The sequence below is a fragment of the Acidimicrobiales bacterium genome, assembly GCA_035316325.1.
Classification (GTDB): domain Bacteria; phylum Actinomycetota; class Acidimicrobiia; order Acidimicrobiales; family VFJN01; genus DASXTK01.
Genome location: DATHJB010000070.1, coordinates 1 through 16508, shown reverse-complemented (window position 1 = coordinate 16508; position 16508 = coordinate 1). Strand labels below are relative to the sequence as shown.

Annotated in this window: 17 protein-coding genes and 1 tRNA gene; 11 read left to right on the top strand and 7 right to left on the bottom strand. The window is 72.2% G+C overall.

Annotation, left to right across the window (positions count from 1 at the left end; translation table 11 throughout):
• Positions 1–2: 2 nt before the first annotated feature.
• Complete coding sequence (locus tag VK611_09745; GenBank protein ID HMG41602.1) at positions 3–1277, bottom strand: cytochrome P450; 1275 nt, start codon at positions 1275–1277, stop codon at positions 3–5.
• Between the two features lie 72 nt (positions 1278–1349).
• Here VK611_09745 and VK611_09740 point away from each other — a divergent pair, with 72 nt between their 5' ends.
• A complete protein-coding gene (locus VK611_09740; GenBank protein HMG41601.1) occupies positions 1350–2831 on the top strand; it encodes a sulfatase-like hydrolase/transferase in 1482 nt (493 codons plus the stop codon).
• A 66-nt stretch (positions 2832–2897) separates the two neighbouring features.
• On the opposite strand, the gene VK611_09735 is transcribed toward VK611_09740, so the two are convergent.
• Positions 2898–3719: a DUF6159 family protein gene (locus VK611_09735; GenBank protein ID HMG41600.1), complete on the bottom strand. Its 822-nt coding sequence runs from the start codon at positions 3717–3719 to the stop codon at positions 2898–2900.
• Positions 3720–3845: 126 nt separating this feature from the next.
• On the opposite strand from VK611_09735, the gene VK611_09730 reads away from it, so the two are divergent.
• Positions 3846–4625: a DUF899 family protein gene (locus VK611_09730; GenBank protein ID HMG41599.1), complete on the top strand. Its 780-nt coding sequence runs from the start codon at positions 3846–3848 to the stop codon at positions 4623–4625.
• Between the two features lie 308 nt (positions 4626–4933).
• The gene (locus VK611_09725; protein HMG41598.1) at positions 4934–5776 is read left to right on the top strand and encodes an alpha/beta hydrolase; all 843 of its coding nucleotides are present in this window, start codon (positions 4934–4936) and stop codon (positions 5774–5776) included.
• Positions 5777–5804: 28 nt separating this feature from the next.
• On the opposite strand, the gene VK611_09720 is transcribed toward VK611_09725, so the two are convergent.
• The 3 genes from VK611_09720 to VK611_09710 all read right to left on the bottom strand — a co-directional run bounded on the left by VK611_09720 (position 5805) and on the right by VK611_09710 (position 8180).
• Positions 5805–5879 (bottom strand) — tRNA-Cys (locus VK611_09720).
• A 311-nt stretch (positions 5880–6190) separates the two neighbouring features.
• Positions 6191–7597: a hypothetical protein gene (locus VK611_09715; protein HMG41597.1), complete on the bottom strand. Its 1407-nt coding sequence runs from the start codon at positions 7595–7597 to the stop codon at positions 6191–6193.
• Positions 7587–8180 (bottom strand): sigma-70 family RNA polymerase sigma factor, encoded by a 594-nt coding sequence (locus tag VK611_09710; protein HMG41596.1) that lies wholly within the window; start codon positions 8178–8180, stop codon positions 7587–7589. The genes VK611_09715 and VK611_09710 overlap by 11 nt, the downstream gene beginning before the upstream one ends.
• Positions 8181–8357: 177 nt before the next feature.
• On the opposite strand from VK611_09710, the gene VK611_09705 reads away from it, so the two are divergent.
• Positions 8358–8747 carry a hypothetical protein gene (locus VK611_09705; protein ID HMG41595.1) on the top strand — a complete coding sequence of 130 codons (390 nt, stop codon included), beginning with the start codon at positions 8358–8360 and terminating at the stop codon, positions 8745–8747.
• A gap of 3 nt (positions 8748–8750) precedes the next feature.
• Positions 8751–10550 carry a caspase family protein gene (locus tag VK611_09700; GenBank protein ID HMG41594.1) on the top strand — a complete coding sequence of 600 codons (1800 nt, stop codon included), beginning with the start codon at positions 8751–8753 and terminating at the stop codon, positions 10548–10550.
• Here VK611_09700 and VK611_09695 read toward each other — a convergent pair whose 3' ends face one another.
• Positions 10551–11000 (bottom strand): nuclear transport factor 2 family protein, encoded by a 450-nt coding sequence (locus tag VK611_09695; protein ID HMG41593.1) that lies wholly within the window; start codon positions 10998–11000, stop codon positions 10551–10553.
• A 190-nt stretch (positions 11001–11190) separates the two neighbouring features.
• Between VK611_09695 and VK611_09690 the strand changes: the two genes are divergently transcribed.
• Entirely contained in the window at positions 11191–11823 is a 633-nt protein-coding gene (locus VK611_09690) for a hypothetical protein (protein ID HMG41592.1), read from the top strand.
• A gap of 23 nt (positions 11824–11846) precedes the next feature.
• On the opposite strand, the gene VK611_09685 is transcribed toward VK611_09690, so the two are convergent.
• Positions 11847–12332 (bottom strand): nuclear transport factor 2 family protein, encoded by a 486-nt coding sequence (locus tag VK611_09685; GenBank protein ID HMG41591.1) that lies wholly within the window; start codon positions 12330–12332, stop codon positions 11847–11849.
• Positions 12333–12422: 90 nt separating this feature from the next.
• On the opposite strand from VK611_09685, the gene VK611_09680 reads away from it, so the two are divergent.
• The 5 genes from VK611_09680 to VK611_09660 form a co-directional block, all read left to right on the top strand.
• Entirely contained in the window at positions 12423–12887 is a 465-nt protein-coding gene (locus tag VK611_09680; protein ID HMG41590.1) for a nuclear transport factor 2 family protein, read from the top strand.
• A 179-nt stretch (positions 12888–13066) separates the two neighbouring features.
• On the top strand, positions 13067–14209 hold the full coding sequence (locus VK611_09675) for a S8 family serine peptidase (GenBank protein ID HMG41589.1): 1143 nt from the start codon (positions 13067–13069) through the stop codon (positions 14207–14209).
• 73 nt (positions 14210–14282) lie between these two features.
• Positions 14283–15224: a hypothetical protein gene (locus VK611_09670; protein HMG41588.1), complete on the top strand. Its 942-nt coding sequence runs from the start codon at positions 14283–14285 to the stop codon at positions 15222–15224.
• 164 nt (positions 15225–15388) lie between these two features.
• On the top strand, positions 15389–15847 hold the full coding sequence (locus VK611_09665; protein ID HMG41587.1) for a hypothetical protein: 459 nt from the start codon (positions 15389–15391) through the stop codon (positions 15845–15847).
• A 53-nt stretch (positions 15848–15900) separates the two neighbouring features.
• Positions 15901–16508 (top strand): chaplin family protein (locus VK611_09660; protein ID HMG41586.1); only part of this gene is annotated, 608 nt, incomplete at its 3' end.

Here is a 16508-nt window from a genome sequence, read left to right as displayed (position 1 = left end):
GGTCACACCCGTTGGCTCTCGGGCGTGAACACCGCGGGGAGCGTGTCGATCGACAGGACCAGCGACGAGTCGCCGCGCGACAGCGTCGACGGGTCGGCCGCCCGGATGTCGGCCAGCCGCTTGAACAGCTCCTCGAACACCACCCGCACCTCGTTGCGGGCCAGGTTGGCGCCCAGGCAGTAGTGGGTGCCGATGCCGAAGGCCAGGTGGGGGTTGGGGTCGCGGTCGAGGATCAGCCGGTCGGGCTCGTCGAACACGTCCTCGTCGCGGTTGGCCGACTGGTAGAGCATGAACACCCGCTCGCCGGCCTTGAGGTCGACGCCCTGGTAGGTGTGGTCCTCGGTGACCGTGCGGATGAACGACAGCACCGGGCTCACGAAACGGATGAGCTCGTCGACGGCCAGGTCGGACAGCTCCGGGTGGGCGGCGAGGCGGTCGCGCTCGGCGGGGAACTGGCTCAGCGCCCGCAGGCCGCCGGAGATGGCGTTGCGGGTGGTCTCGTTGCCGGCGACGACCAGCAGGATGAGGAACATCAGCAGGTCGTCGCTGGTCATCTGCTGGTCGGCGAAGGCCGCGAGCTCCTCGGGGGTGCCGGTGGTGCCGTCGGAGCGGGACAGCGCCCCTTCGTCGTAGGCGTGGGTGAGGATGCCGATGATGTCGTCGGTGGAGCCGTCCTGGCGGCGCTGCTCGATCAGCTCGAGGCAGAGCATGGCGAACTCGCCACCGGCCTCCGCGGCCTTCACGAGCACCGGGTCCTCGGGGTCGGTGTGGCCGTCGCCCGCCATCATGGCGTCGCTCCAGCGGTAGAGGTCGAGGCGCTGCTCGGGGTCGAGGCCCATCAGCTCGGCGATCACGATGAGCGGCACGTGAATGGCGACGTCCTCCACGAAGTCGCACTCGCCCCGCTCGGCGATGTCGTCGATGATCTGGTTCGTCAGCTCGCGCATGTGCTCCGTGAGCTTGCGCACGACCCGGGGCGTGAAGCCCTTGTTGATCAAGCGGCGTTGGCGGGTGTGCTCGGGGTCGTCCATCGAGATGATCGACATGGGCGCCGCCACCTTGGGCCGCACGCCCTGGGCTGCCGAGTAGATCTCCTGGTGGCGGCTGATGTGGCTGACGTCCTCGTGCTTGGAGATGATCCACAGCTCGTTGGTCGCATCCCACCAGACGGGGGCGTTGTTGCGGAGCCAGCGGTAGCCCTCCCACGGGTCGTCGTAGAAGCGCGGGTCGAGCACGTCGATCGGGAACGGGGGTGCGGGCGCGTGTCCGAGAGCCATGGTCCCACTCTGCCAAACGAACGTTTGATGGACAAGGGGTCGTTCGTCGGGGCCTGTGCCACACTGCGAGATGTGACGGGTCGTCAGAACATCCTGTTCGTGCTGTCCGACCAGGAACGGTCCTGGGACTGGCTGCCGCCGACGGTGCGCCTGCCGTGGCGCGAGCGGCTGCGGGCCGAGGGCCTGACGCTCGACAACCACTGGACCCACTCGGCGCCCTGCTCACCCTCCCGGACGACGATCCAGACGGGCCTGCACGTGCCCCAGCACGGCGTCGCCGACAACACGATCTTCCCCTGGCACCACGGGCTCGACCTGGCGGTGCCGACGGTCGGCTCGGCGTTGCGCGACGGCGGCTACCGGTCGAGCTACATCGGCAAGTGGCACGTGTCGTACGGCCCGCAGCCGCCGATGGAGGCCTACGGCTACAGCGACTGGGAGGGCAACGACCAGCACTTCATGGGTTGGGCCGGTACCGGCGTCTACTTCGACCCGCGCATCGCCGACAACGCCGCCCACTGGCTGCGGACCAACGCCGTGGGCGGCGACCAGCCGTGGTTCCTCACGGTGGCGCTGGTCAACCCGCACGACGTGATGTGGTTCCCGATCGACCAGCCTGGCTACCGGGCCGACCACCCCGACGAGCTGCGCATGGTGCGGGAGATGCTGGCCGCGTCCGAGTGGAAGGACGGCGACCTGGTGCCCGCCTTCGAGGACGACTACCCCGAGGTGGTCGCCTCGCTGCCGGAATCGTTCGACGACGACCTGATCTCCAAGCCCGCCTGCCAGCGGCAGTGGCGTTGGGACCAGCAGCACGGGCTCTGGGGGCACATCGACCCCGCGGACCCGGCCGCGTGGCGGCGTCACCTCGACTACTACGTGCGGCTCCACGAGCTGGCCGACGAGTCGCTGGGCACCGTGCTGTCGGCGCTAGAGGACTCGGGGGCGTGGGACGACACGATCGTCGTGTTCTCGTCGGACCACGGCGACATGTGCGGGTCGCACGGGCTCCGGTCGAAGGGACCGTTCGTCTACGACGAGATCATGAAGGTGCCGGCCGTGGTGAAGGCGCCGGGGATGACCCAGGCGGGTGCCGTGTCGTCGTCGCTGACCTCACACGTCGACCTGGCCCGCACGATCTGCGGGCTGGCGGGCGTCGAGGCGCCGCCGTCGATGCGGGGCGTCGACCTGGGACCGGTGCTGGCGGATCCCGCGGGGTCCGTACGGGACCAGGTGCTGTTCTGCCACGCCACCGCCCACACGTCGAACATCCGGGCCACCCGCTGGGCCATCCGTGGCTCGTTCGACGGGCGCTACAAGTACGCCCGCTACTTCGGGGTGGGCGGCGGGCTGCCCAACGACGACTTCTCCGGGAAGCCGACGCCGATGCTCTACGGCCCCGACGCCGCCTTCGAGGACCAGGAACACGAGCTCTACGACCTCCAGGAGGACCCGCACGAGCTGGTCAACCTGGCCCACGACCGTGGCCGCCGTCCCGAGCTGCGCCGGCGCTTCGACGAGCTGCTGGCGCTGGAGGCCGTCGAGTTCGGCTAGCCCCCGAGACGAAACCTCGACAGAACTGGTCGCTATGGCGCCGTCTGTGTCGAAGTTTCGGTCCGGCTAGCGGTGCTGGAAGGCGCCGGAGAGGTCGGTCGTGCTGAACGCCGGGTCGACCGGGGCGCCGACGGCATAGCGGTACAGCGCCGCCTTGAACACCGCCGAGAGGGCCGACGTCGTCGCCATCACCAGGGCGATCCACGCCACCGCGGCGATGATCCCGACGGCCTGCAGCACCACCATGCCGGTGGCCACCAGGAGCCCGCCGATCAGGAACGCCGGCAGGGCCAGCAGGAACCCGAGGAGCCCGAGGCCGAAGCTGAAGGCGACCTGCTCGCCCCACGTGGCCTTCAGCAGCTGCGACGAGCGCTTGAAGGCATCGATGGCGCCGAGGTTCTCGAACACGATCACCGGCAGGGCCAGGAACGACAGGACGCTGAACGCCACGCTGCCCAGCCAGCTGACGATGCGGCCGAGGAGGCCGAGGCGCTCCTCGATGATGTCGAGGACGATCGCCACGACGGTGGCGAGCACCGCCCACTCCAGGATGCGCCCGGTGCGCGTCCGGGCGACGGCGAACGCCGAACCGACCGTGGGGTCGCCGCCGTCCATGCGCTGGGCGGCGCCGGCGACCACCGTTGCCTGCCCGATGGCGAAGACCCACGTGGCGGCGACGAGGCCGAGGGCGCCGAACACGTACAGCGCCCAGCTGCCGCTGCTGTCGTCGCCGGTGCCGCCCAGCAGCGCCCCGGGGCTGAGCACCACGAGGAACGCCACCACGGCGACGATCCCCGCCACGATCGGCACGAGGACCAGCTCCCGGTCGTGCGACAGCACCTGCCACGAGGCCTTGGACAGACGCCACGCGTTCGACAAGCGGTTCATGGCCGGAGCCTACGCAGGGTGACGAACTTGCCACCGTCACCTGTGGCGGGGCGATGACTCTTGGCCCGTACGGTCGTCACATACCGGAGGCGGGAACTATCAAGGCCACAGAGCGAGGAGCAGACCATGACTGCCACCCACGAGAACCACCAGCCGGCGGCCGTTCCGCCGATCGTCGACCGGGAGACCTGGCATGCCTCCCGCGACGAGCTGCTGGTGCGGGAGAAGGAGCACATGCGGGCGGGCGATGCGATCGCCGCGGCCCGCCGTCGGCTCCCGATGACGGAGGTCGACGCGTCCACCACCGTGGTCGGCCCGGACGGGCACCGCACCTTGCTCGACCTCTTCGAGGGCCGCGAGGAGCTGGTGGTGTACCGGCACATGTGGTTCCCGGGCGAACCGTTCGAGAACCAGTGCGAGGGCTGCACCATGACCTACTGGGCCACGCAGAACTTCTCGGCGTACCTGAGCGCGCGTGGCGTCTCGTTCGCCGTGTTCGCGGAGGGGCGGTACGCCGAGCTCGCGCGGTTCGTCGAGTTCATGGGTTACCCGCGGCACTGGTACTCCACGGTCGACGTCGAAGACGACCTCGTCCGGGGCGACGGGTACGGCGCCTGGACGTGCTGGCTGCGCCAGGGCGACCGGGTCTTCCTCACCAACACGGTGACCGGCCGAGGCTTGGAGGTCTCGATGACGGCGCTGGCCCTGCTCGACCTGACGGCACGGGGCCGCCTGGAGGCCTGGCAGGACTACCCCGAGGGCTGGCCGGAGGGCAAGCAGCCGGGCTGGTTCTGGCGTAGCCACGACGACGGCGTCGGGAACAACTGGACGGGCGGGCGGCCGACCGTCCAGTGGACCCGCCCTGGCGTCACGCCCGTGCCCGCCTCCAGCGAGCACCACCACTGAAGACGGCTGTCACCGCCTGAACCCATGGTCGACGAGGAAGCCGCCCGAAGCTCCACCGTCGAACGCGCCACCCGCTCCTTCAACGGCGAGTGAGCTATTTGGGGTGACACCGTCCGGACGGTGTCACCCCAACACGAATCGGCGAAGTGCCCGATGAGTTTCGGAGGTGGTTCCAGTCTGCACTCACACCGCTCACGAGGAGAACGACCTGGCCGCGCCCTACACCTTCGACGACCACACCCAAGAGCTCGTCTACCGACCCACCCTCCATTGACATCACTCACCCACCCTGAGATCCGAAGGATCCGATGACCACCATCAACGCCAACGAGGTCGCCCTGGGTGTCGAGTCCTTCGGTGACGACGACGCACCACTCGTCCTGCTGGCGGGCGGGACGACGATGCTCTCCTGGCCCGACGGGCTCTGCGAGCGCCTCGCCGCCGGCGGGCGCCGCGTCGTCCGCTACGACCTGCGCGACAGCGGCGAGTCGACGACGGCGGACCCGGATGCGCCCGACTACACGCTGCGCGACCTCGCCGCCGACGCGGCGGCCCTTGCCGACGCGCTCGGCGGCGGGCCCGCGCACCTCGCGGGGATCGGCGTCGGCGGGATGGTCGCCCAGGTGGCCGCGCTCGACCATCCGGGCGCGTTCTCGGCGCTCACCCTGGCCGGCACCCGCGCGGTCGCGCCCGGCCCGCCCGACGACGACCTCCCCGACCATGACCAGGCGACGATGAGCCGGCTGTTCGCGCATCCGATGCCCGACTGGACCGACCGCGAGGCGGTGGCGGAGTTCGCCGCCGCCGGCGCGGAGATGCTCGGCGACGACCCCGTCGCCGCGCGCTCGATCGCCGCGCGCGTCTGGGACCGCACGCCCGGCACCGCGCCCCCGGTCCAGATGGCCAACCAGATGGGCATGGTGTTCTCCAGGCTCGACTGCACACCCCGCTGGCGCGAGCGCCTGCCCGAGATCGAGGTCCCCACGCTCGTCGTCCACGGCCGCCGCGACCCGTTCTTCCCCGTCGGCAACGGCAAGGCGATCGCAAGCGAGATCCCCGGGGCGCGGCTCCTCGTCCTCGAGGAGGCCGCCACTGCGATCCCCGATGCGGCGGCCGGCGAGGTCGCCGAGGCGATGCTCGCGCTCGGGTAGAGGACGGCGCATGCACCTCGTGAAGACCTGGAGGCGGTGACCGGAATCGAACCGGTGTACAGGGCTTTGCAGGCCCTTGCCTAAGCCACTCGGCCACACCGCCAGGAGCGGTTCACCTTAGCGGGGCCGCGCACCCCCCTTGAGGGACGTTCCCGGGTCACGGGTCGACCGACCACTCGGTGTAGAGACAGCAGGGAAAGCGCCACCGCCCACCGGCTGAATGCCGGTGGGCGGTGGTGACCAGGTGCGGGCGGGTCGGCGTGGGGATTCCGGGGCAGGCAGCCTGACCGGGCTGCCGTACCTGACCCGCCCGCACCCGGATGCGCCGCCCCCTCGTGCCGCCGGCGGACGACTGGAACGTCCGTCGACGGCATCTGGTGGGGCACCCCCGGGGCGGCGCAGAGCTTCGGCCTCCTAGGGCAGCAGTTCCGGCAGGGTGGAAGGAGGTGCCGTCGTCGGGGGCGGGGGCGGCGTCAGCTGCTCGCCCAGCTCCTCGGCTCCGTCCTCGACGGCCCCGAGGACCGGCCCGAGCACGGCGGCGGCACCCAGGTCGAGGTGGAGGCTGGCCTCCAGGTCGGCGATGGCGGTGTCGAGCCCGAGGTCGACGCCCTCGTCGGACACCTCGGCGTCGACTGTCGCGTCGCCCACCTCGACCCCGGCGTCGACCTCGGCATCGGCCGACGCGGGAGGCGTGGTGGCGGTCGCGATCGCCGCCTGAGCCGCGGCGGCGAGCTCCTCCACCTCCTGCCACTCGCCGTCGGCCACCCAGCGCAGGCCCTCCGCCAGGGCGACGACCTCGTCGCGGGTCATCCCGATGGCGGTCACGTGGGCCAGGACCCCGTCGGCCTCCTGCCACACCAGCTCGACGGTGTCGCCGGCCTCGTCCACGACGAGGTAGGCGTCGGCGCCCCGCAGGTCGACCAGCTCCGTGGCGCCCAGCGACCACACCAGGGCCTCGAGCTCGTCGACCGAGCCGGTGAGGGTGGTCACGTCGAGGGCTCGTGACGGGTCGGCGGGATCGACGTAGCCGACCCAGTAGGCGTCCACCTGGCGGGCGCCGTCGACCACGGTGTCCTCGATGTGGGCCACCTCGTCCAGGGCGCCGTCGACGTTCGAGGGGACCGCCCCCAGGGCCACGGCCGTGCCGTCGATGGTCAGGCCTTCGGCCACCTGGAGCAGCTGCTCGACGGCGAGCGACTGCGACGCGGCCACGGCCTGGACGCCCTGCTCGGTCTGCCAGCGGATGCTGTTGACCGCGGGCACGGCGTCGGCGGCGCAGGTCGCCAGGTCGCACACCAGGGCCTGTTGGCCCTGCACGGTCCCGACGACGGAGCCCGGCAGCCCGGCCGCCAGGGCGGCGGCGTCGAACACGGGCGCCTCGGGGACGGCCTCCCACACGTTGACGACGAGGTCGTCGACCACGAAGGGCGCGTTGGCGGACGCATCGCCGTAGAGGTAGGTCGACAGGTCGACGGGCCCGGCGGCGATGTCGTTCACCGCCCCGCCGGCCGCGGCGACGTCGCCCTCGGGGGTGGCGCCAGCCTGGGCAGCCTGCTGGCCGGCCCAGCTCAGCTCCAGCCCCTCGGGTGCGGTCTCGGGGATCAGCCCGCGCAGGCTGACGACCGGCGCCGGCGTGACGTCGACCGAATCACCGCCCCGCACCGCGAGCACCGCGGCCAGGGCGGCGACGGCGACCAGGGGGACGCCGATCACCATCCGGGTGCGGCCCGGCGGTCGGGTCCTGCGGGGTGGTTGGCCGCCGACGGAGTGGCGCAGTGCACCACCCATCGACTGCAGGCGAGTCTCGAGATCAGTCGTCATGCGTCCTCCTCGGCGCGTGATGCGGGAGCGCGCCGGCCAGCGACCGGCGCGCCCTGTGCAGGTGGGTCTTCACGGTGCCCTCGGAGCAGCCGAGGACCAGGGCCGTCTCGGCCACGGTGCAGTCGTCGACGTAGCGCAGGAGCAGCGCCTTGGCCTGCTGCGGGGGCAGTCGGCGCACGGCGCGCCACAGCTCGTCGTGCTGCTCGGGCAGCAGGTCGGGCCGGTTGGCCCACGACCCCACGCGGGTCAGCGCCTTCGCCTCGGCCAGGCGTCGGCGCACCGCGCTCACGGAGCGGTTCACCACCACCCGGCGCAGCCACATGCTCGGCATGTCGTAGGTGCCGATGCTCTGCCAGCGGCGGTGCGCGGCGAGGAAGGCGTCCTGGACGATCTCCTCGGCGGCGCCCCGACTACCGGACAGGCCGTAGGCGAGCGCGACGAGCGGGCGGTACTCCCGCCGGTACAGCTCGTCGAGGGCACCCTTCGCACCGGTTCCCTCGTGGCGATCGCGTTGGTGGCGGTCGTCGTGGCGGTGGATCGGCGGCCGCTCTTCCGTGGCGCGGTCCAAGACCCTGGCTCTCATGCGTGCTCCCAGCAACTCCAACGTGTCCTCTCCCCTTTGGGCACGTGAAACAACTCGCACCACCGCGCCCGGACGTTGACACGAATGTCTGACCCCGCCACGGGCTCGCCAGACGTGCCAGGGGTGGCACCCAGCGTGGGGTACGATCTCGCCCATCCCGAGCAGGGAGGCGGGCAGATGACGGCGGATCTACTGACCCTCGAGGTCGAGCTTCCGATCGGCGACGGCGATGCCGATAGCGGCGAGCTGACCGCGCGCGTCGCCGCGCTCAGCGCCGAGTTGCTGGACCTCGACGTCGACGACGTGGCGCCGGCAACCGGGGGAGAGGCCCCGGAGGGCGTGAAGGGGCTCGAGCTGGTGGCCGTCGGAGCGCTGGTGGTGAAGCTCGGCCGTTCGGCCAAGGTGCTCCGCCAGGTCGTCGAGGCCATCCGTGACTGGGCGGGCCGCAACGACACCCGCACGGTGAAGGTCGCGCTCGACGGCGACGTGCTGGAGATCACGGGCGCATCGGCGGGTGACGTGAAGACGGTCGTCGACGCCTGGGTCCAACGACACAGCGAGCCCTGACCGGTGGACGGCGTGAAGGCGGCGCTGGTCGTCGCGGCCTACGAGTTCGAGGACCCCAAGTTCCGGGCCCTGCGCTCGCCGGCGCGTGACGTCGAGGCGTTGGCGTCGGTCCTGGGCGATCCCGCCGTCGGTGGGTTCGGGGTGCAGGCCGTGGTCAACCAGCCGGGCCCGGTGGTGCAGCAGGAGCTGGAGCGCTTCTTCTCGGGCCGCCGGCCGGACGACCTGCTGCTGGTCTACTTCTCGTGCCACGGCGTGAAGGACGCCGCGGGCAAGCTCCACTTCGCCACGACCAACACCCTCTTCGAGCTGCTGCGCTCCACCGGGATCTCGGCCTCGTTCGTGAGCGAGCAGCTGGAGCTGACCCGGTCGAAGCGGGTCGTCGTGCTCCTCGACTGCTGCTACAGCGGAGCGTTCCTCAAGGGGTTTCGCGAGCGGGGCGACGACTCGATCTCGGTGAGCCAGCTCGAAGGCCGTGGTCGCGCGGTGATCACGGCGTCGCGGGCGACCGAGTACGCCTTCGAGGCCGACGAGCTGACGTCCGAGAACGCCCAGCCGTCGGTGTTCACGGGTGCGATCGTCGAGGGCCTCGCCAGCGGTGCCGCCGACCGGGACGGCGACGGGTTCGTCACCGTCGAAGAGCTCTACGACTACGTCTACGACCACGTGCGCTGCCAGGTGGCCGGCCAGACGCCGGGTTGCTGGGTCGACGTCGAGGGCGACCTCGTGATCGCCCGCAACCCGCGGCCCCCGGTGCAGGCCGCGGAGGCAGGCGAGGGCACCGACCCGCCGGTGCCACCCGGGCCTCCGGACATCGAGTCGCCGGAGGTCGAGGTCGCGCCCCGGACAGGGTGGGATCTCGACCGGGCGACGGGGTGGGCCGTCGCCGGCGGGGGCGTCGCCATGGCCTTCGGGTTGCCCCTGCCCTTCTGGCTCTACGACGGCGCCAGCGAGAGCCTCATCGACTACGAGTGGAACTACCTCTGGATGCTGGTTCTCGCCGCCCTGTGCGGCTACGCGGCGTTCCAGCTCCTGAGCGTCGACGGACGACGGGACGTCGGACGCGCCCTCGTCGTCGGCACCGCCGCGACCGCCGTGCCGTTCGCGGTGCTCATCGCCGGGCTCGCCGCCACGGTCGACTTCGACATCGGCGCCGGTTTCTGGCTGGTCGCGCTGGGCGGCGTGCTGTTCGTGGTGGCGGCCGGCATGGCGCTGGTCGGGATGCGGGGGCGTTGGCGGGTGGTCCCGCCCCGGTCGCCGGGCGCGGTGGGGATGGCGGTGGCGGCCGCCGTCGTCGGGGTCGTGACGGCGCTGACCTGGGGCGAGCTCAACGTCGCCAACTACACCCGCGACAGCCTCTACGTCTCCGACGAGGCGATCCTGCGCCTGACGGTCCTGCTCACCGCCGTCTCGGCGGCGTGGTGCATGGTCGGCGGGTGGCTGCGCCGCCAGGGCACCGGCGGCACCGTCGCGGCGGTCGTCGCGGCGGCGTTCGTCGTGGTCGCCGTCCTGTCGTTCCTGGGCGAGCCCGACGTCACCACGCCGGCGCAGCAGTACTTCCTGGTCATGTACGTCCTGCTCGCCCTCGGAGCCACGGTCGTGCCACTGGTGGCGACGCTGCTGACCCCACCCCGCACGGGCACCGCACTGCTCGCCGGTTGGGCGATCGCGTCGATCGGGGCCTGGGTGGACCACGCCTTCGAGCGCGACCTCACCGCCGAGGGACAGGTGCTCGTCGGGGCACTCCTGGTGAGCGTCGTCCTGGCGTACCTCGTGGGGCGTCGGGCGGCGGTCGGGGTGGGGTGATCAGGGGCTGGGGGACATCGACTCGATCATCGCCCGCATCTGGTCGTGCACGATGTTCACTGCCTGCAGCGGGCGGATCAGCACCTTGAAGTCGACGATCAGGCCGTCGTCGTCACAGGTGATCAGGTCGACGCCGTTGACGTACTTGCCGGCCATCGTCGTCTCGAACTCGAGCAGAGCGTCGTTGCCCTGGTGGATCTTCCGCACGTAGCGGAAGCCGCCCCCCGGGTCTGAGCCCTCGCCCGGGGAGTCCGCGGGCGCCTCGCCCACCAGGGTGCCGGCCGCGGCGGTGAGGTACAGCTTGGTGAGGTCCCTGCCGCGCTGGGGCTTGAACACGATCGGCGACCAGAAGACCACGTTGTCGTGGAGCAGGGCGTCGAGGGCGTCGGGGTCCTTGCTGCGCAGGTAGCCGTGCCAGGCGTCGAGGCACCGCTCGATGGGCGTGGTCATCAATGTCCTCCTGGGACGAGGGTGCAGCTCACCGTCACCAGTCAACCTGCAGTACCGCGCGGATTTCCGGAACGATCGAAGAAAACCCCTCCGAACGCCCGATCCGTCGGATTCCGTGTGCGAGGTTGGTGCCTTACCGGGAGGGCGGACGATGAGAGATCGTGGTGCCCGCCGACTGAGGCTCGGCGGGTTGCGATGGCGTCGCAGGCGGCGCGCCGGCTGGTGGCAGGCCAGCGACGGGCGCTGGTACCCGCCCTCGGCGGCATGGCATCCGGCTGCCCAGCGCGAGCCGTCGGCACCGAGGGAGCGGCCACCCCAGTCGCTCACGTTCGTCGGCGGGATGTGGGCGATCCTGCTCGTGCCGGTGGCGCTGGCGGTGCTGCTGGTGGTCGCCGGCATGGCCAACCCCACCCCCACCGACACGGTGGAGACGTTCGGCCCGGGGGACGACGACTCCGGCGACGTGTCGGGCGGGCGCTCCGCCCCGGGGCCGGCGTCGACGACGACGACCACGAGGGCGTCGACCACGACGGCCGGCGGCGCGGGACCGGCGGTGGGGGAGCCCGCAGTGACCCCGGTCGCGTCGGGCGACGATCCGCGTACGTCCGCCCCGCCCACGGGGACCGAGCCGATCGACTCGACGGAGCCGCGGCGCGAGCCGCCCGCGGACGAGCCCGAGCCACCTGCCGACCGGCCGAAGACCCCGAGCGGTGCCGACGACTGCCGTCGCGGCGGCTGGCAGCACCTGGTCGACCACGACGGTCGCTCGTTCGAGAACCAGGGCGACTGCGTCAGCTACCTCAACCGGCTCGACGACGACTGAGGCTCGGGCCCAGGCCCAGGCTCTCAGGCGATCGACGACCGGCCGTCCGTGCCCCACCAGCTGGCGGTCAGCTTGCTGCCGGGGTCGAGCGGCGCCAGCGTCTCGTAGATCCGCTTGTAGCCGGTGTGGCGGATCAGCCAGCGGTCGTCGACCTTGACGTAGCGGTCGTCGTAGTAGGAGGCGCCCCGGATGGTGAAGCCGGCGTCGGACAGCACCACCACGTCCTGCAGCGCCCAGCTCCCGGTCGCCTCGGTCGGCCCGACCAGGTCGATCTCCGGCTGGCTCACCTGGTGGATGGTGAGCATCGACGTCGACGCCATCACCGAGCCCACCCACTCGGCGATCGCCGCCCGGCCGCTGAGCTCCCGCGCCCCGCCGCCGTAGCTGGCGGTGGCGTCGTCGACGAACAGCTCGGCCAGCTCCTCGAAGCGCTTCTGGTCGAGGCAGCGGCAGTAGCGGTGCTTGAGCCGCTTGATCTGCTCGATCTCGACGAGGTCATCGGGCGTCATCGTGGGCATCCGGCCAGTTCAGCAGTTCGGCGCCCAGCGTGCTCGGGGCCGTATCCTGGCCACGTTCGGTGACAGGACGGGGGGACCGCGATGGGGTTCGAGCGCGAGGAGATCGAGGCGGCGTTCCGGCGCTACTCGGCGGCGGCCGACGAGGCCGGGCGCAGCGGCGACTGGCGGCCGTGGGTGGAGTGCTTCACCCCGGACGTCCTGTACATCGAGCACCTGTACGGCGAGTTCCGGGGTCGGGCGGCGGTGCTCGGCTGGATCACCCGCACGATGACGGCCTGGCCCTTCACCCACATGCAGGAGTTCCCGTGGGACTGGTACACGATCGACGCCGCGCAGGGCTGGCTCGTCGGCCAGGTGGAGAACCGCTTCGTCGACCCGGGTGACGGCGAGGTGTACCAGGGTGCCAACTGGACCCGCCTCGTGTACGCCGGCGACGGCCTGTTCGCCTCCGAGGAGGACGTCTACAACCCCGCCACCTTCGCCCCGGTGGTCGAGCGCTGGCTCGCCGCCTGGTCCCTCCACCACCCCGATACGACTCCGACATGACGGGTCGCGATCCAACCTGAGGAGTCAATACCAAGGGTTGACAGTCGGCGGTGGGTCAACAGATGATCGACGGCAGGGACAGGCGATCTGGGGGGATGGACATGGGGACTCGACTCGTTCGTCGTCGGGGGGTTGGCGGTGCTGTCGCCGCGATCGGAGCGGTCGCCGTCCTCGGAGCCGTGACCGCGGCGCCCGTCGACGCCCGGCCGGTGCAGTCGCAACCGGCGGCCACCAGCACCTACATCGTCACGCTGGAGGCCGGCACGGGCGGCGACGTCGCCGCCGCCGCGCAGACCCAGCTCGCCGAGCACGGGCCCGGCCGTCGCCCCGGGCGGGTGTTCCGCTCGGCGCTGCGGGGCTACACCGCCACGCTGACCGCCGCCCAGGCCCGGGCGCTCGCCGCCGAGCCGGACGTGCGGGCCGTCGAGCCCGACGCGCTCGTCTACGCCCTCGAGACCCAGCCCAGCGCACCCTGGGGCCTGGACCGCATCGACCAGCCGGCGCTCCCGCTGTCGGGTACCTACAGCTGGACCGCGACGGGCCAGGGCGTGACGGCCTACGTGATCGACACCGGCCTCCGCTTCAGCCACGCCGACTTCGGGGGGCGGGCGACCTCCGGGTTCGACGCCGTCGACGGCGGCTCGGCCGACGACTGCAACGGCCACGGCACCCACGTCGGCTCCACGCTGGCCGGCAACACCTACGGCGTGGCCAAGCGGGCGTCGCTGGTGGCCGTGCGGGTGTTGGGCTGCGACGGCAGCGGCTCGACCTCCGGCGTGATCGCCGGCATCGACTGGGTGGTCGGCAACCACCAGGCTGGCCAGCCAGCGGTGGCCAACATGAGCCTCGGCGGCGGTGCCAGCACGGCGCTCGACGCCGCCATCGGCCGCCTCACCGGCGACGGCGTGACCACCGCGGTGGCCGCCGGCAACAGCACCGCCGACGCCTGTGGCAGCTCGCCGGCCCGGGTGCCGTCGGCCCTGACCATCGCCGCCAGCACCAACGCCGACGCCCTCGCCTCGTTCTCCAACCGGGGGACCTGCGTCGACCTCATCGCCCCGGGCAACGGCATCACCGCCGCCTGGTCCACGAGCGACACGGCCACCAACACCATCAGCGGCACGTCGATGGCCTCGCCGCACGCGGCGGGCGCGGCGGCCAAGGTGCTGCAGAGCACGCCGGGGGCGTCGCCCGACGCGGTGGCCACCACGCTGAAGAACGCCGCCACCCGCGACCGCATATCGGGCACGGCCGGCTCGTGCTGGCTGTGGATCTTCTGCACGCCGGCCACGCCGAACCTGCTGCTGTTCACCAACAGCTGAACCCCCGCCCGCCTGGGCGCGGACGTCACCATGCTTGACACTTTCTGTGGTCGGGTAGACACTTTCCGTGCTCATGACGGCCGACGACTGCGCTGCAGCCCCGACGCGAGGCCTGACACCGGCCGTCGCGCGCGCCGCGGCCTTCGGTGCGGTGGCCGTCGTGACGTGGTGGCTGTGGTCGTCGTCGGCGTCCGCGGAGGACCGCCCCGACGTCGCCACCGAAGCCGACGCGGAGGTCGCGGCCGCCGCGGCTGACGTCGCCGAGGCGCAGGTGGAGCCGCCCACCCCGCCGGTCGATCCGGTGACCGAGGTCGTGGAACAGGTAGGCGAGGTGGTCGACGGCGTGGTGACCCCCGTGGTCACACCCATCGTCGAGGACGTGGTGGTGCCGGTCGTCCAGCCCGTGGTCGCCCCCGTCTACGCGGCCGTGGCGCCGGTGGTCGACCCGGTCCTGACGCAGGTCGAGGCGACCGTGCACGAGATGGCTCCCCAGCTGGCGCCGGTGGTCGATCCCGTGGTCGACGCCGTGGCCGAGCCGCTGGCGGCCGCCGTCGAGCCGATGACCGAGCTCGACCTCCCCGTCGTGGAGCCCGGGAACGTGGCCGCCGGGCCGCTCCGGGCGCCGACCGCGACCGCCGTTCCGGTGCCCGTCCCGGTCCCGGTAGAGCCGGCCCGGTCGACACCGGCGACGCGCACCCTGCAGGCCGCCGAGGCGGCTGCTCCGACTGCCGCGCCCCCGGCCCCGGCCGTCGCCGCGGCGGCCCCGGTCGCCCAGGACCACCCGGACCTCCCCGCCGCCCCGCAGGCCTCGCGCCCGCCGTGGTCGACGGGCCCGGCCGCTCCCGCCTCGACGGCGGGCGGTGGCCGTGACCTCCCGGACCGGGCACCCACCGCTCTGGCCGGTGCCGCCGCCCCCGCCCACGTCGCCTCGCCGGCGTTGCGGTCGCCCGTGGTGCCGAAGGTCGTCGGGGCGTCGGTGAACGCCGGCTCCCGCCCCGCGGTCACCCCCGACTAGCCGACCCCCCCTCGCCCCGCCGACCGCCCTGGGGAGGGGTCCGGCGGGCCTGTGCGCGGCAGCGCGACCGGTTCCCCGGGCGCTGCCCCCGTTGTCTGACCCGCCTCTCATCGAGCGGGGCGGGTCAGGCGTCCCAGAAACCCCCATGCAAGGAGAAACACGCGATGAACATTCGCAAGATCGCAGGCGCCGGCCTGATCGCCGGGCTCGGCTTCCTGCTCCTCGGTGCCAACCCCGCCAGTGCCGGTGGCCCCAGCACGGGCCCGCAGTCGTCGGCCTCGTCGGCCTCGGGCGACGGCGTCCTGTCCGGTAACTCGGGTGCCGCCGCGGTGGCGATCCCCGTGGAGATCGGCTGCAACGCCAACGGCGTCGGCATCTTCGGCGGCGGCGGTGGCCTGTCGCTGTGCGACGTGAGCGTCGCCAGCTCCGGCCAGAGCTTCGGTCCCACCACGGGTCCGCAGCAGGCCGCTTCCAGCGCTGATGGCGCCGGCCTCGGCGCCGGCAACTCGGGTGCCCTGACCTGGGCCACCCCGATCGAAGGCGTCTGCAACGGCAACGGCATCGGTGGTGCCGGCGTCGGCATCGGCGGCAGCGCCTGCGACGTCGCGCTCTTCTCCAGCTGACCCCCTTCGGTCAACGAAGAGCGACGTAGCTCCCCCAAGCAAAGGAGACATACGTGAAGAAGCGTTTTTGTACGACCGCAGGAGCTGCCCTGTTCGCAGGGCTCGCCCTCCTGCTGTCGGTGGCGCCGGCCGAGGCGGGTCCCATCACGGGCCCGCAGACGGCAGCGTCGAGCGCCGAAGGCGACGGAGTGCTCTCGGGCAACTCCATCGCCATCCCGATCGCCATCCCCATCGAGATCTGTGGGAACGCGAACGGCATCGGCGTCCTCGGCCTCGGCATCGGTGGTGCCCTGTGCGACGTCAACGTGGGTGGCTCCGGTGGTGCTCCGGCACCGTCGACCGGCCCCCAGCAAGCGTCGTCCAGCGCCTCGGGTGACGGTGTTCTGAGCGGCAACTCGATCGCCGTTCCGATCGCGGTCCCGATCGAGGTGTGTGGCAACGGCAACGGCATCGGCATCGCCGGTCTCGGCATCGGTGGTGCGGCCTGCGACGTGAACGTCGGCTCTGCGCCGGTGTGCGTGCCGTCGTGCCCGCCGCCGCCTCCGCCTCCGCCGCCTCCGCCGCCCCCGCCCCCGCCGTGTGTGCCGACGTGCCCCCCGCCGCCGCCGCCCCCGCCGTGCGTGCCCACGTGCCCGCCGCCGCCCCCGCCGCCGCCGCCGCC